The 26,854-nt window shown below is 64.3% G+C and carries 24 protein-coding genes; 10 read left to right on the forward strand and 14 right to left on the reverse strand.

Going from position 1 to position 26,854, the window contains the following annotated elements:
- Positions 1-56 precede the first annotated feature (56 nt).
- The 5 genes from rarD to BN1188_RS02880 all read right to left on the reverse strand — a co-directional run bounded on the left by rarD (position 57) and on the right by BN1188_RS02880 (position 5,533).
- Positions 57-944, reverse strand: coding sequence for an EamA family transporter RarD (rarD, locus tag BN1188_RS02860; protein WP_040259728.1), 888 nt, complete (start codon positions 942-944; stop codon positions 57-59).
- A gap of 36 nt (positions 945-980) precedes the next feature.
- Positions 981-1,955 carry a serine/threonine protein kinase gene (locus BN1188_RS02865; protein WP_040259730.1) on the reverse strand — a complete coding sequence of 325 codons (975 nt, stop codon included), beginning with the start codon at positions 1,953-1,955 and terminating at the stop codon, positions 981-983.
- Between the two features lie 49 nt (positions 1,956-2,004).
- A complete protein-coding gene (locus tag BN1188_RS02870; RefSeq protein WP_040259731.1) occupies positions 2,005-3,909 on the reverse strand; it encodes a PhoX family protein in 1,905 nt (634 codons plus the stop codon).
- Between the two features lie 73 nt (positions 3,910-3,982).
- The gene (locus BN1188_RS02875) at positions 3,983-4,747 is read right to left on the reverse strand and encodes a TOBE domain-containing protein (RefSeq protein ID WP_040259733.1); all 765 of its coding nucleotides are present in this window, start codon (positions 4,745-4,747) and stop codon (positions 3,983-3,985) included.
- Positions 4,748-4,795: 48 nt separating this feature from the next.
- A complete protein-coding gene (locus BN1188_RS02880) occupies positions 4,796-5,533 on the reverse strand; it encodes a ComF family protein (protein ID WP_040259734.1) in 738 nt (245 codons plus the stop codon).
- A gap of 83 nt (positions 5,534-5,616) precedes the next feature.
- Here BN1188_RS02880 and bioB point away from each other — a divergent pair, with 83 nt between their 5' ends.
- The 10 genes from bioB to BN1188_RS02930 all read left to right on the forward strand — a co-directional run bounded on the left by bioB (position 5,617) and on the right by BN1188_RS02930 (position 16,377).
- Entirely contained in the window at positions 5,617-6,675 is a 1,059-nt protein-coding gene (gene bioB, locus BN1188_RS02885) for a biotin synthase BioB (RefSeq protein ID WP_040259735.1), read from the forward strand.
- A 3-nt stretch (positions 6,676-6,678) separates the two neighbouring features.
- Complete coding sequence (gene bioF / locus BN1188_RS02890; RefSeq protein WP_040259737.1) at positions 6,679-7,851, forward strand: 8-amino-7-oxononanoate synthase; 1,173 nt, start codon at positions 6,679-6,681, stop codon at positions 7,849-7,851.
- Positions 7,844-8,551: an alpha/beta fold hydrolase gene (locus tag BN1188_RS02895; protein WP_040259739.1), complete on the forward strand. Its 708-nt coding sequence runs from the start codon at positions 7,844-7,846 to the stop codon at positions 8,549-8,551. The genes bioF and BN1188_RS02895 overlap by 8 nt, the downstream gene beginning before the upstream one ends.
- On the forward strand, positions 8,548-9,342 hold the full coding sequence (gene bioC, locus BN1188_RS02900; RefSeq protein WP_040259740.1) for a malonyl-ACP O-methyltransferase BioC: 795 nt from the start codon (positions 8,548-8,550) through the stop codon (positions 9,340-9,342). Before BN1188_RS02895 ends, bioC begins: the two co-directional genes overlap by 4 nt.
- Positions 9,343-9,354: 12 nt before the next feature.
- Entirely contained in the window at positions 9,355-10,035 is a 681-nt protein-coding gene (gene bioD, locus BN1188_RS02905) for a dethiobiotin synthase (RefSeq protein WP_040259741.1), read from the forward strand.
- A 71-nt stretch (positions 10,036-10,106) separates the two neighbouring features.
- Complete coding sequence (locus tag BN1188_RS02910; protein ID WP_040259742.1) at positions 10,107-10,397, forward strand: hypothetical protein; 291 nt, start codon at positions 10,107-10,109, stop codon at positions 10,395-10,397.
- 247 nt (positions 10,398-10,644) lie between these two features.
- Positions 10,645-12,450: a phenylacyl-CoA dehydrogenase gene (locus tag BN1188_RS02915; protein WP_040259743.1), complete on the forward strand. Its 1,806-nt coding sequence runs from the start codon at positions 10,645-10,647 to the stop codon at positions 12,448-12,450.
- 311 nt (positions 12,451-12,761) lie between these two features.
- Complete coding sequence (locus BN1188_RS02920; protein ID WP_040259745.1) at positions 12,762-14,045, forward strand: GGDEF domain-containing protein; 1,284 nt, start codon at positions 12,762-12,764, stop codon at positions 14,043-14,045.
- A 96-nt stretch (positions 14,046-14,141) separates the two neighbouring features.
- Positions 14,142-15,917 (forward strand): acyl-CoA dehydrogenase C-terminal domain-containing protein, encoded by a 1,776-nt coding sequence (locus BN1188_RS02925; protein ID WP_040259746.1) that lies wholly within the window; start codon positions 14,142-14,144, stop codon positions 15,915-15,917.
- 301 nt (positions 15,918-16,218) lie between these two features.
- On the forward strand, positions 16,219-16,377 hold the full coding sequence (locus BN1188_RS02930; protein ID WP_011063854.1) for a YqaE/Pmp3 family membrane protein: 159 nt from the start codon (positions 16,219-16,221) through the stop codon (positions 16,375-16,377).
- Positions 16,378-16,488: 111 nt separating this feature from the next.
- On the opposite strand, the gene BN1188_RS02935 is transcribed toward BN1188_RS02930, so the two are convergent.
- From BN1188_RS02935 to BN1188_RS02975, 9 genes are all read right to left on the reverse strand, one after another.
- On the reverse strand, positions 16,489-18,321 hold the full coding sequence (locus tag BN1188_RS02935; RefSeq protein ID WP_040259747.1) for an alpha/beta hydrolase family protein: 1,833 nt from the start codon (positions 18,319-18,321) through the stop codon (positions 16,489-16,491).
- Positions 18,287-19,444: a pyrroloquinoline quinone biosynthesis protein PqqE gene (gene pqqE / locus BN1188_RS02940; protein WP_040259748.1), complete on the reverse strand. Its 1,158-nt coding sequence runs from the start codon at positions 19,442-19,444 to the stop codon at positions 18,287-18,289. Before pqqE ends, BN1188_RS02935 begins: the two co-directional genes overlap by 35 nt.
- Positions 19,416-19,691 (reverse strand): pyrroloquinoline quinone biosynthesis peptide chaperone PqqD, encoded by a 276-nt coding sequence (gene pqqD / locus BN1188_RS02945; RefSeq protein ID WP_040259750.1) that lies wholly within the window; start codon positions 19,689-19,691, stop codon positions 19,416-19,418. The genes pqqE and pqqD overlap by 29 nt, the downstream gene beginning before the upstream one ends.
- The gene (gene pqqC, locus BN1188_RS02950) at positions 19,688-20,440 is read right to left on the reverse strand and encodes a pyrroloquinoline-quinone synthase PqqC (RefSeq protein WP_040259751.1); all 753 of its coding nucleotides are present in this window, start codon (positions 20,438-20,440) and stop codon (positions 19,688-19,690) included. Before pqqC ends, pqqD begins: the two co-directional genes overlap by 4 nt.
- A gap of 81 nt (positions 20,441-20,521) precedes the next feature.
- Positions 20,522-21,433, reverse strand: coding sequence for a pyrroloquinoline quinone biosynthesis protein PqqB (gene pqqB, locus BN1188_RS02955; RefSeq protein ID WP_040259752.1), 912 nt, complete (start codon positions 21,431-21,433; stop codon positions 20,522-20,524).
- A gap of 99 nt (positions 21,434-21,532) precedes the next feature.
- Positions 21,533-21,604 (reverse strand): pyrroloquinoline quinone precursor peptide PqqA, encoded by a 72-nt coding sequence (gene pqqA / locus BN1188_RS02960; RefSeq protein WP_003243383.1) that lies wholly within the window; start codon positions 21,602-21,604, stop codon positions 21,533-21,535.
- A gap of 138 nt (positions 21,605-21,742) precedes the next feature.
- The gene (pqqF, locus tag BN1188_RS02965; RefSeq protein WP_052469128.1) at positions 21,743-24,205 is read right to left on the reverse strand and encodes a pyrroloquinoline quinone biosynthesis protein PqqF; all 2,463 of its coding nucleotides are present in this window, start codon (positions 24,203-24,205) and stop codon (positions 21,743-21,745) included.
- A gap of 98 nt (positions 24,206-24,303) precedes the next feature.
- Entirely contained in the window at positions 24,304-25,386 is a 1,083-nt protein-coding gene (locus BN1188_RS02970) for a polysaccharide biosynthesis/export family protein (protein WP_040259753.1), read from the reverse strand.
- A gap of 39 nt (positions 25,387-25,425) precedes the next feature.
- A complete protein-coding gene (locus BN1188_RS02975; RefSeq protein WP_040259755.1) occupies positions 25,426-26,838 on the reverse strand; it encodes an undecaprenyl-phosphate glucose phosphotransferase in 1,413 nt (470 codons plus the stop codon).
- Positions 26,839-26,854 lie beyond the last annotated feature (16 nt).

Raw genomic sequence — 26,854 nt, forward strand, 5'->3', positions numbered from 1 at the left:
ATGTTCAGCTACAGCCCGCGAATATCGCAGGCTGTAGCGGGATGTTCGTTTTTTGATCAGCGGTTTTTTCTCAGAACTTGCCAGACATCCAGGCTATACACCGCCAAGGCTAGCCAGATAAAAGCGAAGGCCATCAGGTTGCCAGTGCTCAGGTGCTCATCGTAGAAGCTGACCGCCAGGATCAACACCAGGGTCGGGGCTACGTATTGAAGAAAGCCCAAGGTGGCATAAGGCAGGTTGCGCGCAGCCGCAGTAAAGCACAGCAAAGGCACCAGGGTTACCGGCCCGGCTGCCACCAGCAACCAGGCCACCGAGGTGCTCCAGAATTCAGGCTGGGCCGTGACCGCATCGCCATGCAGCAACAGCCAACCCAGCGCCAGGGGCAACAGCATCCAGGTCTCCACCAATAGCCCGGGGAGGGCCGCGACGGGGGCTTGCTTGCGGATCAGGCCATAGAACGCAAAGCTCAGCGCCAGGGCCAGGGATACCCAAGGCAGGCTGCCTACCAGCCATAGCTGCTGCACCACGCCAATCACCGCCAGGCCTACGGCGACCCACTGCAGACGGCGCAGACGCTCCCCCAGCAACAGCATGCCCAGCAGCACATTCACCAAAGGGTTGATGTAGTAACCCAGGCTGGCCTCGAGCATGCGCCCGTTGTTCACTGCCCAGACATACACCAGCCAGTTGCCTGCGATCAGGCTGCCGCTGCACATGAGCACGAGGAACCGTTTTGGGTTATCCACAAGCTGGCGCCACCAGCCAGGGTGTCTCCACACCAACAGGGTCAATACCGCAAAGACTGCGGACCAGAGCACGCGTTGAACGATGATCTCCATCGAAGGCACGCTTTGCAGCAGTTTGAAATAGATCGGGAATATGCCCCAGATGATGTAGGCGGTCAGCCCCAGAACGTAGCCGCGCCGGGGGTTGGCGGTTTGCATGATCAATCCTTGTCAGGTTCGAAGGGATAGCTTCGCTCAATACAGCCGCAGCGGTTCTTCGCCGAGAGCGGCCAATTGTTCGCGCAGAGCCAGTACCTGGTCGCCCCAGTAACGCTCACTGCCAAACCAGGGGAAGCTTCGGGGGAAGGCCGGGTCGTCCCAGCGGCGCGCCAGCCAGGCACTGTAATGCATCAGGCGCAGGGCGCGTAGCGGTTCGATGAGCGCCAGCTCTCGAGGGTCAAAGCTGTGGAATTCGTTGTAGCCGTCCATGAGCTCGGCCAACTGGGCGAGCCGCTCCTGACGGTCGCCAGCCAGCATCATCCACAGGTCCTGAACTGCCGGGCCGGTGCGGCAATCGTCGAGATCCACCAGGTGGAAGACTTCGTCGCGGCACATCATGTTGCCGGGGTGGCAGTCGCCATGCAGGCGAATCGATGCGAACTTTGTGCTGGCGAAGGCGGCCTCGACCCTCGCCAATACATCCCTGGCTACGCTGGAGTAGGCCGGCAGCAGACTGGCAGGAATGAAGCCACCGTCCAGAAGCGTAGTCAGCGACGCGCTGCCAAAGTTATCCACTGTCAGTGCTTCACGGGCCAGAAAGGGCTTGCTGGCACCTACGCCGTGAAGCCGCCCCAGCAGTTGGCCGAGGCGATACAGTTGATCCAGGTTGCCAGGCTCTGGCGCGCGACCGCCGCGCCGGGGAAAGAGCGCGAAGCGAAACTCGCCATGGGCGAACAGGCTCACACCGTCACGCACCAGGGGTGCGACCACGGGCACCTCGCAATCGGCCAGTTCAGCGGTGAAGGCGTGCTCTTCGAGAATGGCGGCATCGCTCCAGCGACCGGGCCGGTAGAACTTGGCGATCAAGGGCTCGCTGTCTTCGATACCGACCTGATACACCCGGTTTTCGTAGCTGTTGAGGGCCGTGACCCGGGCGTCGCACAGGTACCCGATGCTTTCGACAGCATCGAGTACCCGGTCGGGGGTGAGTGTATCGAAGGGGTGAGACATGCCGGCTCCTGAGCGCGTGTGGCTACACATGGTAGCGCACGCCGCCGCCTCAGGCGCCTATCAAGCCACCGTCCTGACGCGTGATCACCATTACCGAGGACCGCGGCTTGCCGTTGGGCAAGTGCTCAGGGAAGGTTGAGCCGCCGTTCTCACCCGGATGCTGAATGCCCACGAAGAGGGTTCGGTAGTCCGGCGCGAAGGCGATGCCAGTGACTTCGCAGCCCACCGGGCCCACCATGAACCGACGGATCTCGCCCGTGGCCGGGTCCGCGGCAAGCATCTGGTTGTTGCCCATGCCTGCGAAATCACCGGTATTGCTCACGTCCCCATCGGTCAGTATCCACAGCCGCCCGCTGGCATCGAAGCCAAGGCCGTCCGGGCTGTTGAACATGTTCTGCGCGGTAATGTTGGCCGAGCCGCGCTTGGGCCCTTGGGGGTTGGCCTGAGGGTTGCCCGCCACCACGAACAGGTCCCATTCGAACGTCGCGGCGCCGTGGTCGTTGGCCTCGGGCTTCCAGCGCAGGATCTGGCCGTAGACGTTCTTCTCGCGAGGGTTCGGCCCACCCACAGGCTGACCGTCCTCGCCGCGTTTCACGTTGTTGGTCAGGGTGCAGTACACCTGGCCGTCCAGGGGGCTGACAACGATCCACTCGGGGCGGTCCATCCGCGTGGCCTTGACCGCGCTTGCGGCCAGGCGCGCATGCACCAAAACCTGTGCCTGGCTGGCGAAGCCGGCCTGGGCGTCCAGCCCGTCACGCCCATGTTCCAGCGCCACCCACTCGCCGCGGCCCTTGGGCCGGTCCGGATTGCCGTCGCCGGCGTCGAAGCGGGCAACGTAGAGGGTGCCGTGGTCGAGCAGGTCGCGGTTGGCCTTGGGGTTGGCGTAGTCGATGCGGTCACGGCTGATGAATTTGTAAATGAATTCCCCGCGTTCATCGTCACCCATGTACACCACCGCCCGGCCATCGGCGGTTTCGCCCACGGCCGCGTTTTCGTGCTTGAAACGGCCCAGCGCAGTGCGCTTGACCGGGGTGGAGGCCGGGTCGAAGGGGTCGATTTCCACCACCCAGCCGTGGCGGTTCAATTCGTTGGGGTTGCGGGAAACATCGAAGCGTTCGTCATGGGTGTGCCAGCCAATTTCCTTGCTGGCGGGGGCCAGCCCGTAGCGCTTCTGCGCGGCGTCGAGCTTGGCGTCCGGCTGGCTGCAGCCGAAGCAGTCGGTGAAATTCTCCTCGCAGGTAAGGTAGGTGCCCCATGGCGTCTTGCCGTTGGCGCAGTTCTGGAAGGTACCGTACACCTGGCGCCCGCTGGGGTCGGCGGCGGTCTTGAGCAGTTCGTCGCCCGCAGCCGGGCCGCTGAAACGCAAGGGCGTGTTGCCGTGGATACGCCGGTTGTACTTCGAACCCTGCACGAAGCGCCATTGGCCTTGTTCGCGGCGCACCTCGATTACCGATACCCCCTCCACGGCCAGCGCCTTTTGCACCTCGGCGGCCGACACGGGTTGGCCTCCATGCTCGTACAGATAGCGATAGTTGGTGTATTCGTTGTTGATCGCCATCAGCGCGCGGTCAGGGTCGTCCGGGAACGGGAAGAAGCTCATGCCGTCGTTGTTGTCACCGAACTGCTGCTCATGGGTTTTCGCATCGGCCCGCCCGCTGGGGTCGAAGGCGGGGCTGCCAGCGTGCAGTGGTTGGCCCCAACTGATCAGCACCTTGGCCTGGTAGCCTGGCGGCAAGGTGACGGTGTCAGTGGTGGCGGCGGCGATGGAGTCGAAGCCCAGCAGCGACCCCTTGGCGTTTTCCACTGCCTGGGCCAGGGTGCTGCGGGTCAGCAGGCCGCCGCCAAGGAACATGGCGGCGCCGCACAGTGCCCCGGCGCCGATGAAGCGGCGCCGGCTCAGGCCTACATAGCGTTCGAGATCGGTGGGCTGTTCGTTGTCGTTATAAGTGGTCATGGTCGGCTCCCTGCGGTTCAGCCCGCCACGTTAAACAGACCTCATGACGGTTTGGTGACGAGGCTGTCACCCATCAGAGCGGCCGCCCCAGCAGCACGGAGCCAGGGTCGAAGCAGGCCAGCACATCGGTGCCGGTTCGCAAGCCCAGGGCTTGCACTCGCTCGCCATCGGCGAGGGCGCAAAGGGTTTGGCCGTTGCTCAGGACCAGGCGTACCTCGCTTGGCCCCGAGTCAGCTGGCTCAAGGGCTTCGACGCGAGCCGGCAGGGCGTTGTGTCCGTTCGCTGGTGAAGTCTGGCTGGCTTGCAGATGGACCCAGCCTGCTTTCATCAGCGCACTGACGGGTACCCCGAGGGCCAGCCGCAGGCGACGGGTACTGTCCGGGGTGATCCGGGCCTTTATCGCCACCCCGCCGCCCAGGTCCAGGTGGATCAGGTCCATGCCCTCGGCCCGCTCGATCAGCGTCACCTTGCCGGCCAGCTGGTTGCGTGCGCTGGTATGCAGCAGCAGGCGGCCAAGCAGGTCCAGGTCGGCGCTATCTTCAGCGATCGCCAGGACCTGGGCCTGCAGCGCCTGCAAGCGCTGGTACAGCCGCAACACGCGGGCGCCGTCCTCGCTCAGGCGCGCGCCGCCTCCGCCTCGGCCTCCCACGCTGCGCTCCACCAGTGGGCAGGGCGCCAGGTTGTTGAGCTCGTCGATGGCGTCCCAGGCCCCTTTGTAGCTGAGGCCGGCCGCTCGCGCCGCCCGGGTGATGGAGCCCTGTTCGGCAATGTGCTGCAACAACGCGATGCGCTGTGGGCGCTGCCAGAAGTAGTGGGACAGTTCGGGCGGTAAAGACATGGCCAGGTTCGCGCAAAGCCATGACCTTGCGCCGCGCCTGGCGTCCCGTCAAGCCACCACGCCACTGGCGGTACGGGCCAGGCAATAGACATCCACCCGGTGGGCGTCCGCCTCGAGCAGTAGCCTCGCCAGGGCCGTCGCGGTCGCGCCAGTGGTCATGACGTCATCGACGATGGCCAGGTGCAGGCCTTGGACCTTCGCCTTCGCGCTCAAGGCGAAGGCCCCCTTCAGGTTGCCTTGACGGGCAACCAGGTCCAGGCCTTGCTGGGCGGGCGTGTTGCGCAGACGCACCAGGCTACCGGCCGGCGCCGGGATGCGCAGCCGTCTCGATAGGTCATCGGCCAAGGCTTGCGCCTGGTTGAAGCCGCGCTGGCGCAAGCGCTTGGCTGCCATCGGTACGGCCAGCAATTGCTGGGGCCGCGGCAGCCCCTGCTGGTAGCGGTGGGTGAGCCAAGCGCCAAGCCTGTCGGCCAACAGCCGGCCCATGGGGCGGTTTCCCCTGTGCTTGAAGGCCAGGATGGCTGCATCCAGAGGGAAATCGTAGGTCCAGGGGGCTTCGACACAGGCGAACGGCGGCGGTGCCACTTCGCATTTCGCGCAACACTGGCTATCGAAGGTCAGCGGCAGCGCGCAGTGCAGGCAACGCTGGCGGGCCCAGGGCAAATCCTCTTCGCAGCCCGAGCAGAGCGGGTAAGGGTTATCGCCGCGGGCACCACAGAAATAACAGGTTTGATTAAATTTTGAGCATATGTCGACCAGTAGGTCGCGTAGCGGTTGACAGCGCATGGGCCTTCCTTGACCATTTGTTTCCTACCGTGAACCGCCAGGCGTGGTCGCCCGGCGCATCTGCATAAACCAAGGAAACCCCGATGAGCGCCAGCCTGAACAGCCCGCTGCGTCATGATTGGACCCTGTCCGAAGTCAAGGCCCTCTTTACCCAGCCCTTCAACGACCTGCTGTTCCACGCCATGAGCGTGCATCGCGCCCACTTCGACCCCAACCAGGTTCAGGTTTCCACCCTATTGTCCATCAAGACCGGTGCCTGTCCGGAAGACTGCAAGTATTGCCCCCAGTCCGGGCACTACAACACCGGCCTGGAAAAGGAAAAGCTGCTGGAGGTGCAGAAGGTCATCGAGGAGGCCGCCCGCGCCAAGGCGATCGGTTCCACCCGCTTTTGCATGGGGGCGGCCTGGAAGCATCCATCGGCCAAGGACATGCCTTACGTGCTGGAGATGGTCCGCGGGGTCAAGGCCTTGGGGCTGGAAACCTGCATGACCCTGGGCCGCCTCGATCGTGACCAGACCGTTGCCCTGGCCGAGGCCGGCCTGGACTACTACAACCACAACCTGGACACCTCCCCAGAGTTCTACGGCAACATCATCACTACCCGTACTTATGGCGAGCGCCTGCAAACCCTGGCCTATGTTCGTGACGCCGGCATGAAGATCTGCTCCGGCGGCATCCTGGGCATGGGCGAATCGCTGGACGACCGCGCCGGCCTGCTCATCCAGCTGGCGAACCTGCCCGAGCATCCAGAGTCGGTGCCGATCAACATGCTGGTGAAAGTTGCCGGCACTCCGCTGGAAAACGCCGAGGACGTGGACCCCTTCGATTTCATCCGCATGCTGGCGGTGGCGCGCATCCTGATGCCGCGCTCCCATGTGCGCCTGTCCGCCGGCCGCGAGCAGATGAATGAACAGATGCAGGCGTTGGCCTTCATGGCCGGAGCCAACTCCATTTTCTACGGCGAGAAGCTGCTGACCACCGCCAACCCGCAGGCCGACAAGGACATGCGTCTGTTCGCCCGGCTGGGCATTCGTCCGGAAGCTCGCGAGGAGCATGACGACGAGGTTCACCAGGCGGCGATCGAGCAAGCCCTGGTCGAGCAGCGCAGCGGCGAACTGTTCTACGACGCCGCGGCCGTATAAGGCATGGCGTTCGACCTTCAGGCGCGCCTGGCCCAACGGCGCGCTGAAAGCCTTTATCGCCAGCGTCCCACCCTGGAAAGTCCCCAAGGGCCAGACGTAGTCGTGGATGGTCAGCGGTTATTGGCTTTCTGCAGTAACGATTACCTGGGCCTGGGCAACCATCCGGAGGTGATCAAGGCCTGGCGCGACGGTGCCGAACGCTGGGGCGTAGGTGCCGGGGCATCGCATCTGGTGATCGGCCATAGTGCCCCGCACCATGCGCTGGAGGAAGCTCTAGCGGAATTGACCGGGCGACCCCGCGCCCTGCTGTTTTCCACAGGCTACATGGCCAACCTGGGAGCCGTAACGGCATTGGTGGGCAAAGGCGACAGCGTGTTCGAAGATCGTCTCAATCACGCGTCCCTGCTGGACGCGGGCTTGCTCAGCGGCGCCCGTTTCTCTCGCTACCTGCACAACGATCCGGTAAGCCTGGCCAGCCGCCTGACGAGCGCGCAGGGGGACGCCTTGGTGATCACCGACGGCGTGTTCAGCATGGATGGCAACCTGGCCGACCTGCCTGCCCTGGCCGAAGTCGCCCGCGCCAGGCGTGCGTGGCTGATGGTGGACGATGCCCACGGCGTGGGCGTGCTCGGCGCCCAGGGTGGCGGCATCGTGGAGCACTTCGGCCTCGGCCTGGAGGAGGTGCCCGTATTGGTCGGCACCCTCGGCAAGGCGTTTGGTACCGCTGGCGCCTTTGTCGCGGGCAGCGAGGCCCTGGTCGAATGCTTGATCCAGTTCGCCCGCCCTTACATCTACACCACCGGTCAGCCCCCCGCGCTGGCCTGCGCAACCTTGAAGAGCCTGGAGTTGGCGCGCCGGGAAACCTGGCGGCGGGCGCACCTGGCGGTCCTGGTAGAGCAGTTTCGCAGCGGTGCCGAGGCCTTGGGCCTTGACCTGATGCCCAGCCACACGCCCATCCAGCCCATCGTGGTGGGTAGTAGCGAGCGTGCCATGGCGTGGTCCGGGCGTTTGCGCGAACGCGGCTTGCTGGTCACGGCCATTCGCCCGCCCACGGTGCCGGCCGGCAGCGCCCGCTTGCGAGTCACCCTGAGCGCGGCCCATAGCCAGGCCCAAGTCGCGCGCCTGCTTGAGGGTTTGGCTGAATGCCAAGCGCAACTGGGGGCCCTGGATGAGTGAAGTATTGGCCCTGCTGTCGGGCTGGGGATTGGGCTCGGCGCCATTGCGGCCCCTGGCCCAGGCGCTGGAAGCTGCTCGCCCGGGTGCGCGAGTAGAACTGGTGCCGTTGCCGCAGATGGGCAACGCCGAGGCGGCGCTGACCGCGCTGGATCAGGTGGTGCCCGCAGGCGCGTGGCTGCTGGGCTGGTCGTTGGGCGGGATGCTGGCTACAGCGTTGGCGGCGCGCCGTGGCACGGCTTGCCCTGGGCTGGTTACCTTTGCCAGCAACCCCTGTTTCGTCGCCCGCGAGGATTGGCCTGCGGCCATGGCGCCGGAGGTATTCGACGGTTTTGCCCAACTGTGCGCAACCGACCGGGCCGCTACGCTCAAGCGCTTCTCGCTGCTCTGCGCTCAGGGGAGCCCGGCTGCGCGTGGCCTGGCCAGGCAGTTGGCCGAGGGCGGCCCCGCCTATGCCGACTCGGCCGCGCTGGGATTACTGGCCGCGCTGGACAACCGAGCCGCCGTGGCGCGCCTGCGGCTGCCGCAGTTGCACCTGTTCGCCGAGGCTGATGCCTTGGTGCCGATAGCGGCTGCCACGGCCTTGGGCAAGCTGGCACCAGGCGCCATTGTGGCAGCGATGCCCGGATGCCATGCCTGGGTGAACGAGGCGGCCACGGAGGTGGCGGTCCGAGTGGCAGCGTTCATTGAGGAGGCGGCATGACCGAGATTCATGCCGGTTTGCCGGACAAGCGTCAGGTCGCGGCCTCGTTCTCCCGCGCCGCCACAACCTACGACAGCGTCGCCGCCTTCCAGCGTGGGGTCGGGGAGCATCTGTTAAGCATGCTTCCTCCAACGCTGACGCCGCGCCTGTGGCTGGACCTAGGCAGCGGCACCGGCCATTTCAGCCGTCGGCTGGACCAATGCTTTACCTCGGCGCAAGGGCTGGCCCTGGATATCGCCGAGGGCATGCTCGCCCATGCTCGCGGCCTGGGCGGGGCTGTCTGGCATGTGGCCGCGGATGCGGAGAACCTGCCTCTGCACTCCGACACGCTGGATCTGGTATTCAGCAGCCTGGCGCTGCAATGGTGCGGCGACTTCCGGCGGGTGCTTACCCAAGTGCGCGATGCGCTCAAGCCGCGGGGGCATTTTGCGTTCAGCAGCCTATGCACCGGCACCCTGGCCGAGTTGCGCAGCAGTTGGGAGGCCGCCGACGGGCAGGTGCATGTGAACCGCTTCCGCGCGTTCGAAACCTACCACCGCCTGTGCGCCGAGAGCGGCCTGAAGGTGCTGGAGCTTGAATGCCGGCCTTGGGTACTCCACTACCCGGACGTACGCGGCCTCACTCACGAACTCAAGGCGCTCGGCGCCCACAATCTTAACCCTGGCCGCCCGGGAGGCCTTACCGGCCGCGCCCGAGTCGCCGCCATGATGCAGGCTTACGAACGCTGGCGAACCCCCGCCGGGCTGCCCGCCACTTATCAAGTGGTCTACGGCGTTCTTCGCAAAGCTTGACGAGACATACTCATGACCGCTGCTTATTTCGTAACCGGTACCGATACCGAAGTCGGCAAGACCACCCTCAGCGCTGGGCTGCTTCAGGCTGCCAAACGCCAGGGCCTGAGCACTCTCGGCGCCAAGCCGGTGGCCTCCGGCTGCGAATGGGCCGAGGGTGCGCTGCGCAACAGCGACGCCTCGGCACTCATGGCCGAAAGCACCCTGAAACTGCCCTACGAAGCCATCAATCCCTATGCCTTCGAACCGGCCATTGCACCCCATATCGCCGCGCAAGAGGCAGGCGTAGCGCTGACCGCCCAGGCCCTGCTGGCCCCCATGCGCAAGGTACTGGCCGAGCAGGCAGACTTCACCCTGATCGAAGGGGCGGGCGGCTGGCGCGTACCCCTGGCCGGGCAAGACAATCTGTCCGACCTGGCCATCGCCTTGGGCTTGCCCGTGATACTGGTGGTCGGGGTGCGCCTGGGATGTATCAACCATGCCGTCCTGACGGCCGAAGCCATTGCCCGTGATGGCCTGCAACTGGCGGGCTGGGTGGCCAACATCATCGACCCTGGCACCTCTCGCCTGGACGCCAACCTCGATACCCTGGCCCAACGGCTGTGTGCCCCGTGCCTGGGGAGGGTGCCGCGCCTCGACTTTCCCGGCGCTGCCGCGGTGGCCGACCATCTGGACCTGAGCCGGCTGGCCTGACCAACGTCGCTTTACGTCGCCCATAGACGGCGTACACTGATGGCACATAGCCAAGCAGGGGCACCGCCGCCATGCAGATTACCTCTTCGATGAATTCCGGGCTCAGCCTGATCCAGGTCGCCAGCGCACGCTTCGATAACGCCGCCACTGCCGTGGCCGGCGTGGAGAACGACAGTCCTGCCCTAAGCCAATCCACCGGCTACCAGGCCCAACGGCTTCAGGCCGTGGACAGCAGCCAGCAAACCGACCTGGCCGCGCTCACGGTGCAGATGACCCAGGCAGCCTTGCAGGTAGAGGCCGGGGCAAAGGTGGAAAAGGCGTCCGACCGGGCCCTGGGAACGATGATCGATACCTATGCCTGAAGCGCTCACCGAACGCTTCGTTACCTTGCTTCACTAAGCATCCGAATGCACAGACGCCCCTCCCGCGCTTTAGCGCAGGCGGGGCGTCTTGCTTTGGGTCGAGGTGACAGGCTGCACCCCGGGGCCTATTGACAACCCATCTGGCATAAACGTATGTTTCAAACACCTGTTTGACGCGTCCGCCGTGGGTGGATGCCTCTATTATTGCGGTTTACCTCCCATCGGATTCAGCACAGAGGTTTTCGTTATGCCCGAGTTCAAGGCCCCCTTGCGTGATATTCGCTTCGTTCGTGACGAATTGCTCGGCTACGAGGCGCATTATCAAAGCCTGCCTGGTTGCCAGGACGCGACTCCGGATATGGTGGATGCCATCCTCGAGGAAGGCGCCAAGTTCTGCGAGCAGGTGCTGGCGCCGCTCAACCGCGTCGGCGACCTGGAAGGCTGCACCTGGTCCGAAGCAGGGGTAAAGACCCCTACCGGTTTCAAGGAAGCCTACCAGCAGTTCGTCGAAGGCGGCTGGCCAAGCCTGGCCCACGACGTGGAACACGGCGGCCAGGGCCTTCCCGAGTCCCTGGGCCTGGCGATCAGCGAACTGGTGGGTACCGCCAACTGGTCCTGGGGCATGTACCCCGGCCTGTCCCATGGCGCCATGAACACCATTTCTGCGCATGGCACCCCTGAGCAACAGCACACCTACCTGACCAAGCTGGTGTCCGGCCAATGGACCGGCACCATGTGCCTGACCGAACCTCATTGCGGTACCGACCTGGGTATGCTGCGCACCAAGGCCGAGCCACAGGCCGATGGCAGCTACAAGGTCAGCGGTACCAAGATCTTCATCTCGGCCGGCGAACACGACATGGCCGAGAACATCGTGCACATCGTACTGGCTCGCCTGCCGGATGCGCCCGCCGGCACCAAGGGGATTTCCCTGTTCATCGTGCCCAAGTTCCTGCCCAATGCCGAAGGCGGCGTGGGTGAGCGCAACGGCGTGTCCTGTGGTTCCCTGGAACACAAGATGGGTATCCACGGCAACGCCACCTGCGTGATGAACTTCGACGGCGCGACCGGCTTCCTGATCGGCCCGGCCAACAAGGGCCTGAATTGCATGTTCACCTTCATGAACACCGCGCGCCTGGGCACCGCGCTGCAGGGCCTGGCCCATGCCGAGATCGCCTTCCAGGGCGGCCTCAAATATGCCCGCGAGCGCCTGCAGATGCGTTCGCTGACCGGCCCGAAAGCACCGGAAAAACCAGCCGACCCGATCATCGTGCATCCGGACGTGCGTCGCATGTTGCTGACCATGAAAGCCTTCGCTGAAGGCAACCGGGCGATGGTGTACTTCACGTCCAAGCTGGTGGACATCGTCAAGTACAGCCAGGATGAAGAAGAGAAGAAGCGCGCTGATGGCCTGCTGGCCTTCATGACGCCTATCGCCAAGGCCTTCATGACCGAAGTGGGCTTCGAAGCCGCCAACCACGGCGTGCAGATCTACGGCGGCCACGGCTTCATCGCCGAGTGGGGCATGGAGCAGAACGTGCGCGACAGCCGTATTTCCATGCTCTATGAAGGCACCACCGGCGTGCAGGCCCTCGACCTGCTGGGCCGCAAGGTGTTGATGACCCAGGGCGAGGCACTCAAGGGCTTCACCAAGATCGTGCACAAGTTCTGCCAGGCCCAGGAAGGCAATGCCGCCGTGGCCGAGTTCGTGGCACCCCTGGCGCAGTTGAACAAGGAGTGGGGCGAGCTGACCATGAAAGTGGGCATGGCCGCCATGAAGGATCGCGAAGAAGTGGGTGCCGCCTCGGTGGACTACCTGATGTACTCCGGTTACGCCTGCCTGGCCTACTTCTGGGCCGACATGGCGCGTGTGGCCGCCGCCAAACTGGCCGAAGGTACGTCCGAGGAAGCCTTCTACAAGGCCAAGATCAGCACCGCGCGCTTCTACTTCCAGCGCCTCCTGCCGCGTACCCGTACCCACGTGGCGGCCATGCTGTCCGGCGCCGGCAACCTGATGGAACTGGACGAAGCGGCGTTCGACCTGGGTTACTGAAAGCTGCGCTGTCTTGATTTGCCCGGGGGAGCCAGCGAAGCTGGCGAATTCGGCCCTGATTCACGGCCCTTCGCCAGTTATCGCTAGACCCCACTGGATACCTCCCTGGAAGGTTCCATGCAGCCGCGCTTGCGCGGCTGCATGAATCGAATTTTCCAAGCAAGCCTTCCGACCAATTGCGCCGCTGATGTGTATCGAGCTGCTAGAGTTTCGCTCCGTCCTTTGACGAATGCCTCATTCTTTCGCAGGCAAGGCCGATACAAATAAAGGCACAATGCCATAACCTGTCTGCTGGGTCGGAGCCAGTCCCCTTGCCGCGTTTATCCGCCTATCGCTATAGCCATTTCGTTCCGTCTGTTCTGCTGCTTGTGGCAGGCCTGGCGGCCGCGTACGTGCGGGACCTGAATGTGTTCTTCACGTCGCTGTTCAATGTCCTTCCCACCTTGGTCCTGCTGTTGGGCGGCGCCTACTGCGCGGTCTATCGCCGCCAGCGGGAGCTGTTCCTCATGGTGACGGTGTACATCGCCTATTTCCTGCTCGATACCCAGACCGACCATTACCGGGACAACGGTAAGGTCAGGGAAGACGCCGCCGTGATCTTCCATCTCTGTTGCCTCTTGTTGCCCCTGCTCTATGGGCTTTACGGCGCCTGGCAGGAACGCACCCACTTGCTCCAGGATATGGTCGCCCGCTTCGCCGTACTGCTGGCGGTAGGCAGCGTAGCCCTGGGGCTCGAACAAAGTTTTCCCCAGGCCCTGTTGAACTGGCTGGCGGACATACGCTGGCCGGCGTTGCATGGTCAATGGATGAGCCTGATCCAGTTGGCCTATCCGGTCTTCGCATTGATGTTCGTTCTTCTTGGGGTGCAATACGTGCGTAGCCCCAGGCCCTTGCATGCCGCCCAGTTGGTCGGTTTGGCAGGGCTGTTCTGGATGCTGCCAAAGACCTTCATCCTGCCGTTCACCCTGAACATCATGTGCAGCCAGGTGATGCTGATGATTGCCGCGGCCGTCGCCCACGAGGGCTACCAGATGGCCTTCCGTGACGAGCTGACCGGCTTGCCGGGGCGGCGGGCGCTCAATGAACGCCTGCAGCGGTTGGGGCGCAATTATGTGATCGCCATGAGCGACGTAGACCACTTCAAGCGCTTCAACGACACCCATGGCCATGATGTAGGTGACCAGGTGCTACGCCTGGTGGCCAGCAAGCTGGGCAAGATCGGCGGTGGCGGCCGCGCCTACCGCTACGGGGGAGAGGAGTTCGCGCTGGTATTCGCAGGCAAGACGCTGGAGGAGTGCCTGCCTCATCTGGAAGTGGTGCGCGGCGTGATCGCTGCCTACGTCATTCACTTGCGCGACCCGGACCGGCCAGTGGATGACCAGCAAGGCCGACAACGGCGCGGAGCGAGCGGCGCCTCCCAGGTATCGGTGACCATCAGCATTGGCGTGGCCGAGCGGCAACTGGAGCAGCGTAGCCCGGAAGAAGTCATCAAGGCTGCCGACCAGGCCCTTTATGCGGCGAAAGGCGCCGGACGCAACTGTGTGATCGCCCAGGGCCAGAACCGGCGAGGCGCCATCCGTACCAAGGCTGCGTGACTCTTATGTTGGTTTTGGTCATGCCATGACGCTACGTCTCTGATTTGTTGTTGGGCTACACTGGCGCCATCCCTGTACCTTTACTGCGAGGTTGCCATGGCCGACTACAAAGCTCCGCTGCGTGATATGCGTTTCGTTTTGGAAGAGGTGTTCGATGCGCCCGCGCAGTGGGCTGCACTCCCAGGCCTGGCAGAAGTGGTGGACGGGGAAACCGCCATGGCGGTGCTGGAGGAGGCCGGCAAGCTGACGGCCAGCGTGATCGCGCCCTTGAGCCGCGCGGCGGACGAAGAAGGCTGCCACTATGCGGACACCGTGGTCACCACGCCCAAGGGCTTCGTCGAGGCCTACAAAACCTATGCCGAAGGCGGGTGGGTTGGCGTCGGCGGCGACCCGGTCTACGGGGGCATGGGCATGCCCAAGGCCATCTCGGCTCAGGTCGAGGAGATGGTCAATGCCTCCAGTCTCGCCTTTGGCCTGTACCCCATGCTCACGTCCGGAGCCTGCCTGTCCATCGCCGCCCATGCCAGCGAGGCGCTGAAGGAGCGCTACCTGCCCAATATGTATGCCGGTGTCTGGGCCGGGTCCATGTGCCTGACCGAGCCTCACGCCGGCACGGACCTGGGGATCATCCGCACCCGCGCCATCCCTCAGGGCGACGGCAGCTACCGGGTCAGCGGTACCAAGATCTTCATCACCGGTGGCGAGCACGACCTTACTGAAAACATCATTCACCTGGTGCTGGCCAAGCTGCCCGACGCGCCTGCCGGGCCTAAGGGTATCTCACTGTTCCTGGTGCCCAAGGTAATGGTGAACGACGATGGCAGCCTCGGGCAGCGCAACGCCGTGACCTGCGGTTCCATCGAACACAAGATGGGCATCCAGGCATCGGCGACCTGCGTGATGAACTTCGACGACGCCGTCGGCTACCTGGTGGGCGAAGAGAACAAAGGCCTGGCGGCCATGTTCACCATGATGAACTACGAACGATTGGGCGTAGGCATCCAGGGCCTGGCCTCTGGAGAGCGCTCTTACCAGAACGCCATCGAGTACGCCCGGGAGCGCTTGCAGAGCCGTGCCCCCACCGGCGCCCAGGCCAAGGACAAGATCGCCGACCCCATCATCGTCCACCCGGATGTGCGCCGGATGCTGCTGACCATGAAGGCGCTGAATGAAGGCGGGCGGGCGTTCTCCACCTATGTGGCCATGCAGCTTGACGTGGCCAAGTACGCCGAAGACGCTGCCCAACGCACCCGCGCGGAGAACCTGGTGGCACTGCTGACGCCGGTGGCCAAGGCGTTTCTCACCGATGCCGGACTGGAAACCACGGTCCATGGCCAGCAGGTATTCGGCGGCCATGGTTATATCCGCGAGTGGGGCCAGGAGCAGCTGGTACGCGACGTGCGAATCACCCAGATCTACGAAGGCACCAACGGCATCCAGGCGCTGGATCTCATGGGGCGCAAGGTAGTGGGTAACGGCGGAGCCTTCTACAAACTGTTCTCGGACGAGGCGCGGGCTTTCGCCGAGGCCGGCGATGACCACCTGCGGGCGTTCACCGGCCCCTTGCTGGCCGCGCTGGACACGCTGGATGCACTTACAGGCTGGGTATTGGACCGGGCCAAGGCGAACCCGCAGGAAATCGGTGCAGCCTCGGTCGAATACCTGCAGGCGTTCGGCTATACCGCCTATGCCTATATGTGGGCTCGCATGGCGCAGGCCGCGCTCAAGGGTGACGGGGACACCTTCTACGCCAGCAAGCTGGGCACGGCGCGGTTCTATTTCGCCCGGTTGCTGCCGCGCATCCAGTCCCTGGCCGCGGCGGTCAGGGCCGGCAGCGAGTCGCTCTATCTCATGGACGCGGCCGACTTCTAAAGGGCTTACAAGGTGTAAGCCAGGGCTTACATACCCTGGTGGAAATGACTGATTGGCGGCCTTGGGGGGCTTCGGTATCTTGTGCACATGGACGTAGCGCAGGAAGCGCCGAACAGAAAAGGGACACGACAAGGATCACTGCCAAGGTTGGCGGGATGATAAGGATTTCAGGGAAACAAGTCTGCAAACCCCGCTTCGGCGGGGTTTCTTGTTTGCGGGCTATAAGATCCCATGCCCTTGCGCCACTGAACCGCAGCGGCGCGCCAAGGTCTGTTCGGTATACCTTCAAGGAAGCCAAACCATGGACCTGATCCGCATCATATTCGCCATTCTCCTGCCTCCGCTGGGCGTTTTCCTGCAAGTCGGCTTCGGTGGCGCCTTCTGGCTGAACATCCTGCTGACTCTGTGTGGCTACATCCCCGGCATCGTGCATGCCGTTTACATCATCGCCAAACGCTAGGCGTGCTCGCGGATATGGGATTTCGGCAGCTGGCGCTGCCTCCTACTGGATTGCTTTCCCGCTCATGGCAGGTAGTAGGAGCTAGCGCAAGCTAGCGAAAGGCGCTGGCCTCTACAGGCTGTCGTAAAACGCCCATTCGCATTCCAGGGCATGGGCCAGGTTGCTGGCCAGGCGGAACCCGTGGCGCTCTTGCGGGTAATAGTGGGCTTGCACGGGAATTCCCTTGGCCTCCAGGGAAGCGACCATCGCGGCGGTTTGCTCCGGCACCACTACCGTATCCAGCTCGCCCTGGAAGAAAATGACCGGCACCTGGATGCGTTCCGCATGGATCAAGGGTGTGCGTTCGGCATAGCGCTGGGCATCCCGGGCGGGATCGCCGATAAGCCAATCCAGGTAATCCGCCTCGAATTTGTGGGTTTCCAGGGCCAGGGCCTTGGGGTCGCTCACGCCATAGAGGCTGGCGCCGCCGCTGAACGTATCGAGCATAGCCAGGGCGCACAGCGTGGTGTAACCGCCGGCGCTGCTGCCGCGAATGAAGGCGCGCTGGCTGCGTACCCAGCCCTGGTCGCGTAGCCAGGTCACGGCATTGCCAGCATCCTCCACATCCACTACGCCCCATCGCTGATGCAGTGCCATGCGGTAATCACGGCCGTAGCCGCTGCTGCCACGGTAATTCAGGTCGGCCACGGCAAAGCCACGCTGGCACCAGAACTGGATGCGCGGGTCCAGCACCGGGTAGGTGGCCGAGGTAGGACCGCCATGGATGAACACCAACAAGGGCGCTTGCATGGCGTCGCTGGCGGCAGGGTAAAAGAAACCATGGGCCTGACCGTCGCCGCTGGGATAGGAGAATGGCCTGGGTTGGCTGATCTGCTCGGCCGGGAGCAGTGGCTCGGCGCCTGCCAGTACCTGAAGCTCGCCGCTGGCTCGGTCTACCGCCACTACCGAGGCCGGCCTGACAGGCGAGGCGGCGATGGCGTAGACATGGGTGTCATCAGCGCACAGGCTGCGGAAGCGGCTGAAGCCGTTGCCGTATTCACGCAGGCCACGCCCGGCCCGACGCTCGCCGAGGTGGCCGTACCCCTCGCTGAACCAGGTCGCGATGAAGCCGCCTTCGCCCAAGGGATGCCAGGTGGCGGGGCCCAGCTGCCACGGCGCCGCCGCGTGATCGCCCGGCTCGGCAGGCAAAGGGGCCCAGCCCGATGCCTGCTCGGCCCAAGGTTGCCAATAACCGTTGCGGTCACTCAGGCAGCCCAGGCGACCCTGGGCATCGAAGCGCGGCTGCTGCAGGGATTCGGCTTCTTCCTGTCCAGCGATACAGGTGGGTCGCGACCATTTACCGTTCCGCTCGCGCTGGGCGCACATCAACCGAGTACGGGTCCAGGGCAGCTCCGGGCGGCTCCATTCCACCCAGGCCAGGCGGTCGCCCGCTGGGCTGAGCGTGGCGGCGGCGTAGAAGTCCGCCCCCTCGGCCAGTACGCTGCGCTCACCACTGGCACCCTCGAAGGCCACCAGGCGATGGCTGGGGTAGGGCTGTCCTGGGCACTCTTCGACCGCCAACACCTGGCCGCGATGGTAGGCCAGGCCGCCATAGTGATAGCCGCCAGCGCTGAGCAGCACCGGCGCGGCCTGCTTGGTCAATGGCTGACGGTACAGTTGCTGGTCACGCTCGTTGACGAAGAAGAGCGCATCCGGGCCCGCGCAGAACGACCCACCGCCATATTCATAGACACGGCTGCGCACGCTGATTTCGGGCGGCGTTACCAGTTGGGCGTGGCCATTGTGCCAGTGGTACAAGCGGCAGCCGCCTTCCTCCGGGCGAAACTCGTTCCAGAACAGGCCGGCCTCGCTCAGGGCCAGCTCAGCGAAGTCGCGTCCGGCGGCCACGACGGCCATGGCGTCGAGGCGCTCAGCCCCGTGCGATGATTTTCGAGTTCCGCTCATTTCGATAGGTCAGCTCTTCGATGGGCGTTGTACTGTATTCAGCTTCTTCGCGCGCGGCGAGGATCACCCCGTGATGAGCCGACTTGGCGCAAACCGGGTCTGCGTTGCTGGCGTCGCCAGTGAGCATGAAGGCCTGGCAGCGGCAGCCGCCGAAGTCCTTGGTTTTCTCGTCGCAGGAGCGGCAAGGCTCCGGCATCCAGTCATAGCCGCGGAAACGGTTGAACCCAAAGGAGCGATACCAGATGTCGTCCAGGGAATGCTCGCGCACATTGGGGAAGGCCACCGGCAGCTGGCGGGCGCCATGACAGGGCAGGGCGGTACCGTCCGGCGTGACGGTCAGGAACAGGCTGCCCCAGCCGTTCATGCAGGCCTTGGGACGCTCTTCATAATAGTCCGGTGTTACGAAAATGAGCTTGCACGGGTGGCCCTGGGCTTCCAGGCGCGCACGGTACTCGTTGGTGATGCGCTCGGCGCGCTCCAGCTGGGCGCGGGTCGGCAGCAGGCCGACACGGTTCAGCTCCGCCCAGCCATAGAACTGGCAGGTGGCGAGCTCGACGAAATCCGCCTCCAGCGCCAGGCACAACTCGATGATGCGGTCGATGCGGTCGATGTTATGCCGATGGGTCACGAAATTGAGCACCATGGGATAACCGCGCTCTTTGACGGCCTTGGCCATGGCCAGCTTCTGGGCGAAGGCTTTCTTCGAGCCGGCCAGTAGGTTGTTCACCTGCTCGTCGCTGGCCTGGAAACTGATCTGGATATGGTCAAGGCCCGCGGCCTTGAAGCTGTCCAGGCGTTCTTCGGTCAAGCCGATGCCGGAGGTGATGAGGTTGGTGTAGTACCCCAGACGCCGGGCCTCGCCGATCAGCTCGGCCAGATCCTGGCGCACCAGCGGTTCGCCACCGGAAAAACCAATTTGGGCGGCGCCTATTTCCCGCGCCTGGGCCATGACCCGGAACCATTCCTCGGTGCTCAATTCCTTGCCTTGGGCGGCGAAGTCCAGGGGGTTGGAGCAATAGGGACATTGCAGCGGGCAGCGGTAGGTCAACTCGGCCAACAGCCAGAGCGGCAGGCCCACGGGCGGGGCCGCTGGCTCAGACGAGCTGGAGCCAATGCTTTTCACGCGCAACCTCCATGAACTGTTCGACGTCGTCGGCCAGCTCCGGCACGCCGGGGAACTGCTGGTCGAGGCTGTCGATGATGGCTGCCACGCTGCGCTGGCCATCGATCAGCGCGCCTATGGCGCCAGCACTTTCGTTGAGCTTGATCATGCCCTCGGGGTAGAGCAGGACATGCCCCTTCTGCGCAGGCTCATATTGGAATCGATAACCAGGGCGCCACTGGGGAACGCGGGTACGGTCGAAGGTCATAGGGCAATGCCTTTGTGCCAGACCCGTTCCCGGGTCACGCTGTGGTAAGGAGGCCGGTCCAGCGCGTAGGCCATGGTCATGGCGTCGAGCATGGTCCAGAGAATGTCCAGTTTGAATTGCAGGATTTCCAGCATGCGCTGCTGGCCTTCGGCCGTGGTGTAATGGGCCAGGGTAATGGCCAGGCCGTGCTCGACGTCCCGGCGGGCCTGGCCCAGGCGGGTGCGGAAATACTCATACCCGGCCGGGTCGATCCAGGGATAATGGGCCGGCCAGCTGTCCAGGCGCGACTGGTGGATCTGCGGCGCGAACAGTTCCGTCAGCGAACTGCTGGCCGCTTCCTGCCAGCTGGCACGGCGAGCGAAGTTCACATAGGCATCCACTGCGAAACGCACCCCCGGCAGCACCAGCTCCTGGGAGCGCAGTTGGTCAGGGTCCAGTCCCACGGCCTGGCCCAGGCGCAGCCAGGCTTCGATGCCACCGTCTTCACCCGGCGCGCCGTCGTGGTCGAGCAAGCGCTGAATCCACTCGCGGCGTACTTCGCGATCAGGGCAGTTGGCCAGGATGGCCGCGTCCTTCAGCGGAATGTTCACCTGATAATAGAAGCGGTTGGCGACCCAGCCCTGGATCTGCTCCCGGGTGGCACGGCCTTCGTACATCGCCACGTGATAAGGGTGATAGATGTGGTAATAGGCTCCCTTGGCACGCAGGGCCTGTTCGAATTGTGCCGGGGTCATGGCGTGTTGGCTCATGGGGCCTCTCATGTCTGTGTAACTGCGGCTGAAGCTGGCCGGGCCATGACGGCAGGCCACCTGCGCCAGCTTCGCTGCCTTTTATAGCCGGATGCTCATGCCATCGTAGGCGACTTCCACGCCACGGCGCTCCACTTCGGCGCGTTCGGGCGAGTCCTCGTCCAGGATGGGGTTGGTGTTGTTGATGTGGATCAGCACCTTGCGTGGTACGTTCAGCCCGTCCAGCACCTCGAGCATGCCGCCGGGGCCGTTCTGAGCCAGGTGTCCCATCTCCCGCCCGGTGCGGGTGCCTACCCCACGACGCTGCATTTCGTCGTCTTCCCATAGGGTACCGTCCACCAGCAGGCAATTGGCCTCGGCCATGCGCGCCAGCAGGGTATCATCCACCTGGCCCAGGCCAGGAGCGTAGAACAGGCGACCGCCGGTGTTCAGGTCTTCCACGATCAGCCCCAGGTTATCCCCGGGGTGGGGGTCGAACCGATGCGGCGAATAGGGTGGCGCGGCGCTGCGCAGTGGCAGCGGGGTAAAGCGCAAGGCGGGGCAGGCGGGCACGGTGAAGGGCTGGTCCAGGCCAATGGGTTGCCACTGCAGGCCGCCGTTCCAGTGGCTGAGCATGTTGAACAACGGAAAGCCGGTGGTGAGGTCCTGGTGGACCATGTCCGTGCACCAGACCTGATGCGGGCAGCCCTCGCGCAGGCTGAGCAGGCCGGTGGTGTGGTCGATCTGGCTGTCGAGCAGGATGATCGCGCCGATGCCGGTGTCACGCAGCGCACGGCCGGGTTGCAGCGGGGCGAAGCTTTGCAGCTGGGCGCGGATATCCGGCGAGGCGTTGCACAGAATCCAGTTCACGCCATCGTCGGACAAGGCGATGGACGACTGGGTCCGGGCCTGGGCCCGCAGCGTGCCTTCGCGCAAGCCGTGGCAGTTGGGGCAGTTGCAGTTCCATTGGGGAAAACCCCCGCCGGCCGCCGAGCCGAGGATCTGAATGTACATGAGGGCTCCCTGTCGAGCGCAAATGAAAACGCCCCGGAAATTCGGGGCGTCGCTTGCGAAAGGCTCCGACGGCAGCAAGGCCCGTCGGAGTCAGTGCGATCAACGGTTAGCGAAGTACATGGTCACTTCGAAGCCGATGCGCAGGTCGGTGTAGGCAGGTTTAGTCCACATGGGCAGATCCTCGTTAAGGGATGATAGGTCGGCATAGTTTAGTCCACCTGTAGGAGCGGACGTTCAAGCCGAGTCAGGCCACCATTGTACCGAAAGTAACCGGCCAGTTAGGTTAAAAAAAAAGAAAGCGCTTTACCGTTACGGTAAAGATGCCGTCCCCGCTGCCCACCCTTTGGGCGCCTCGCCGCCGTTGGTCAGCACCAGCCAGCCATGCTCGGCATTGACCAGCCGCCACGCCGCGCTGACCAGATCGGCCGAGCGCAAATCGCCCAGGGCCTGCTGCAAGCGCGCAAGGTAGCCTTCGCTATGGCCGCCCAGGTGAGCTTGCCAAAGGGTGTCGGCCAACTGGCCGTTATCCATTTCTTCGGGTTTGAGCCGGTTGAGCAGCGCCTGCCGTAGCCCCGCCAGTTTCTCGCTGCCCAGGTTGCCGACCAACCGCGGCAACTGCTTGAGGAACTGTTCGATATGGCCCAGCAACGCCGGTTGATCCGTGCCAGGCGACTGTACGCCGAATACCAGGCCCGGCTGGCCGGCGATCTGGCGGAAGCTGCTGAACACGGCATACCCAAGTTGCTGCTCCACCCGTAGCCGCTCATAGAAGGGCGTCTGGGCGATCTGGGCGATGAACCGCCAGGCGGCGTCTTCGGCGATCGAGGCCGCTGGGGCGGGACAGAAGAGCAGAAGCGCGTGCTCGCCATTGGCCGCGGAAATGGGCTGCCAACGCTTGCCTTGCATCGGCCGTGCTCGCGCTGGCATGCGAGGGTCTGGCTGGCCCGGCATGGCGCGCAAGGCAAGGTTCAGCGCGCTGCGGCTCGCATCGTTGAAGCCCACCGCCAAGCCTTCCCAACGGGCCACGCTCCACAACTTGTGCAGCCTGCCAGGCTGGATATCTCCAGCTTGCTGACGCACGGTAACGCGTGACAGCCCCAGGCAGTGCTCGGGCAATTGGCGCAGCAGTTCGCGAATAGGGGTTTGCGGGGTAGGCAGCAGGGTTTCGGCGTGGCGCCAGGCTTCGGGTGGGGGGGCGGCGCATACGGCCAGTACCTGTTCGAGCAGCGCAGGCATGGGCTCGCCGATACCGCTCAAGCGCAGTTGCCAATCTTCACCCAGCCGGGTGAACAACAGCTTGACCCCAGCCTGGCGCGCTTCCTGCACCAGGCGCTGCTGGCCCCGATCGACCACTTGCCACAGCCCTTGCTGGTGAGAGCCGCCCAGGTTCCAGCGCAGTATCACTTCAGCTTCATGGCTTGCCTTGTCGGTGCCACTGGCATAGCGCATGGCCCGCGGGTCTGGCACTGGCTGCTCGGGACGTCGGCTGGGCCGCAGGAAGCGATTGCGCTGGGGCAGTCGCCAATGTGCGCTGGTGACAGACGCCCCGGACGGGGACGGTGGCAGCGGATGCAGGGCCCGCTCCGGGCGCAACTGCCCCAGCAACGCGCGTAGCGCGCTCAGGCCCTGGGCATCCAGGCAAGGCGCGTGTATCTGTGGTTGGGCCAGCCGACGCGCCAGCTCCAGGGCGCCGCAGGTCAGCCGCTGGCGATTCTGCAGTAACGCATATTCCTCGCGCAGCATTGGCCAGTCGTCCACTGCCTCGAAGAATTCCAGCCAGTCGAAGGCCAGCGCCTTGATGACGGGGAGGGCCTGCTGGCCGCTGGCGGTAAGCTGGAATTCGATGTCGATCAGGGCCTGGTCTTGGTACTGATAAGGCACCTTGACCCGCAGGCTTTCGATCAACTCCCGGCGCAGCAGCTCGGCCTGCAAGCCGCCGGGCTGGGCATTGGCGCACCAGGTGCTGAAAAACGCGATGGCCTGGGGCGTGCCCTCGGGCAGGCCCTCGCAAGCGAACGCCAGGTTGAAGCGAGGCCCTGGGGGCTGTGCCTGTGGCTCGCCGCTGTCATCCAGCAGCAACGGCGGGGCCGGGGCCGGACGTGGCTTGCCGCGCGGTATCACCGAAGCGGCACGCTGCGCCACCCGCATCAGGTAGTCTTCCGGCTGCGGGCCCACCAGCGTCAGGGTCATGCGACCGCTGTGATAATGGTCCAGGTGGAACTGCCGCAGGGCGACCTGGAAATCAGCGCGGCCCAGCGGCAGGCTGTAGCGGTTGCCTGCATGGAAGGCGCGCAGCGGGTGGCGCGCTGAAAGCGGGCCGGTCAGCCACAGCTGATGATGGGCCTCGTTGTCCCGGGACCAACTGATGAATTCCGCGTGCAACACTTCGCGCTCGCGGCGCTGATCCGAGGCGGTGAGCCGAGGATTGACCAGCATTTCGCACAGTCGCTCCAGTGCGCCAGAAAAGGCCGGTACCGGCACCTCGAAGAAAAAGTCCGTGGCGCGCTCGCCAGTGGAGGCATTGAGTTGCCCACCCTGTCGCTGGACGAACGGCATCAGGGCCTGGTCGCCAGCGAACCGGGCAGTGCCCAGGAAAAACAGATGCTCGAGAAAGTGGGCCAGGCCGGGCCAGGCGGCATCTACGTCATGGCTGCCAGCGTCGACCCGCAAGAAAGCCGCCGCGCGCTTGAGGCGTGGCTCATGGCAGATGTTCACGCGCAGCCCATTGTCGAGTACCAGCGTCTCGCTGGCGGCTGAAGTAACAGCAGACATGGGGATCCGATCCGGTGGCAACAGGCCTTCATCGTAGCGGATCCCCAGAGTGGCGGGGGGAAATTTCGAGTAACAGAGAGGATGCGCGCAGCCTGGGGTCAGTTACGGAAGGCCGCGCCAGTGGCCACTACGCTGGCCGATGGCAACAATTGGCTGATGAAACGATTCCAGCGAGTGATGTTCGACGGCCCGACGAACACTACATCCGCGCTCTGCAGGTCGAACTGGCGCGCCAACAGGAAGGCCGTGGGCTTGCGGGCATCGAGGTAGAACACCGTGGGAGGTTCACCATTATCGGCCTGGGCATTGCGGATCACGTACACCGCTTCGGCGTTGGCGGTTTCCTGGCTCAGCCCACCGGCGTTGCCCAGTGCTTCCATCAGGTTGAAGGTACTGCCGCCGTAGTTCATCACCTGGGGGTTGTGTACTTCGCCCAGCACGTACACTTTGTTGGCGCGGTAATTACCCAGGTGTAGCTGGTCGCCGTTCTTGAGGTAGATCCGGTTCAGCGGCGAGTCCTTGCGGTTGAGGGTGTCGATGTCCAGCAGGTATTCCTTGCCGTCGCGCTTGAGAATCAGCCCGGCGAGGTTGGCGTTGTCCGCTTCGCCACCGGCCTTGCTCAGCGCGCTGACCAATGACAGCGGGACATTGGTGAGCGCCTGCGGCCCGGGGCTGCGGAAGGCGCCAGACAATACCACCCGCTGGCTTTCGTAGCCCTGTACGTTCACGTCCACCTTGGCCACCGTCAGGTAGCGGGACAGGCGCTGCTGCAATTCGGCGCGAAACTGCTCGACAGTCTTGCCGCCCGCCGTGATGGCACCGATGTAGGGGTAGTAGATGGTGCCGTCGCCACGTACCACGCGAGCGGCGGCGCTGCCCTGGTCCGGCCCGGAAGGCGCGTTCAGTTCTTCATGCTCCCACACCGTCACCACCAGTGAATCCCCAGGGCCGATGCGGTATTCCTCCGGCCTGAAGCCGAGCAGCTCGCCAGGTACCGGTTGCGGACGGTACAGCGATTGTTCCTGGGCCACGCTGGCGCTGGTGATCTGGACCACCCGCACCGGGCCGTTGATGCCCGTATCCTCGGAGGCATCGTCGGGGGTCATGTGTTGCCCCGGGGCGAAGGCACAACCCTGAAGCACCGCGCTCAACAACATGGCGAAACACACATTGAGTTTCATGAAAGTCTTCCTTGGAAACGGGCTGCACAGCCCAAAGCATCAATAAGCGTTCTTGTTGACGAAACCCTTGAACAGCGTCAGTGCGATGATCTTCAGGTCCAGCCACACCGACCAGCGTTCGATGTAGTCCAGGTCGTACTCGACCCGTTTCTGCATCTTGTCCAGGGTGTTGGTTTCTCCGCGCCAGCCGTTGACCTGGGCCCAGCCGGTGATCCCTGGCTTGACCTTGTGGCGCAGCATGTAGCAACTCACCAGGCGGCGGTACTGTTCGTTATGGGCTACCGCGTGGGGGCGCGGGCCCACGATGGACATGTCACCCATGAGCACGTTGAAGAACTGCGGTAGCTCGTCCAGCGAAGTGCGCCGCAACAGCTTGCCCAGGGGAGTGATCCGGGCATCGTCGCGGCTGGCCTGACGCACCTCGGCACCGTTCTCCTGAACGGTCATGCTGCGGAATTTCCAGACCTTGATCGGGCGGCCATCGAGCCCGTAGCGCAGTTGGCGAAACAGCACCGGCCCCCGGGATGTGAGCTTGATGGCCAGGGCGATCAGCAGCATCGGCAGGGCGATCACCGCCAGGATCAGGCCGGCGGCAACGATGTCTTCCAGACGCTTGACCAGGCTGCTGGACCCCTCCATGGGGCTGTCGATCAGGCTGATGCTAGGAAGGCCGTTGATGCTTTCGCTGCGCGCATGCAGCAGGTCGAACATGAACACGTCCGGGATCAGGTACACCGAGGCCGTGGTGTCGCTCAGGGCCCTGACCAGTTGCAGGATCACCGCCTCCTGGGCCATGGGCAGGGTGATGTACACCTTGTCGATGCGTCCCTGGCGGGCATGTTCGATCAATTGGTCCAGGCCACCGCGCACGGTCACCCGACGGTTCAAGCCTGAAAGGTCCATCTGCTGCGGCTGGTCGTCATAGAAGCCGAACAGCCGCAGCCCCATCCAGGGCGCCCGGGCCATGGAAAGGGCCAGGCGTTCCCCTACCCGGCCGGTGCCGACGATGGCCACGTTGCGGGTGTTGAAGCCACGCCGGCGCAAGCTGTGCAGGCTGCTGCGAATGGCCAGCCGATAGCCACAGAGTATCGCCAGCACCACAGCGAAGGCCTGCAACTGATGAGCCGTAGGCTGGGCCGCGTCGGTAGGCAACAGCTGGTCGGCCACCAGCAGGCACATGAAGGTCAGCGACCAGTAGGCCGCCACCCGTGCCAGCTCGCGGCCCACCCGCTCACCGCGCCAGGAGCCGTACAGCTTGTGGTATTCGCTCAGCCAGTGGAATACGAGCACGGCCAACAATACCTTGGTCCAGGTTTCGCTGGTGATGGGGCGCAGGTCCAGCCACTCTACCCAAAGTGTGCCACCGGCAATCACGGCCAGGTCGAGCAGGCGGTGCGCCAAGGACAGGAAGGACTGATGGGCGTGGAGGATGCCCTTGTTGGAAGTTGCCATAAGGTCGTCTCGTCAA

The organism is Pseudomonas massiliensis (genome assembly GCF_000826105.1).
In the GTDB taxonomy this organism is placed as follows: Bacteria; Pseudomonadota; Gammaproteobacteria; order Pseudomonadales; family Pseudomonadaceae; genus Aquipseudomonas; species Aquipseudomonas massiliensis.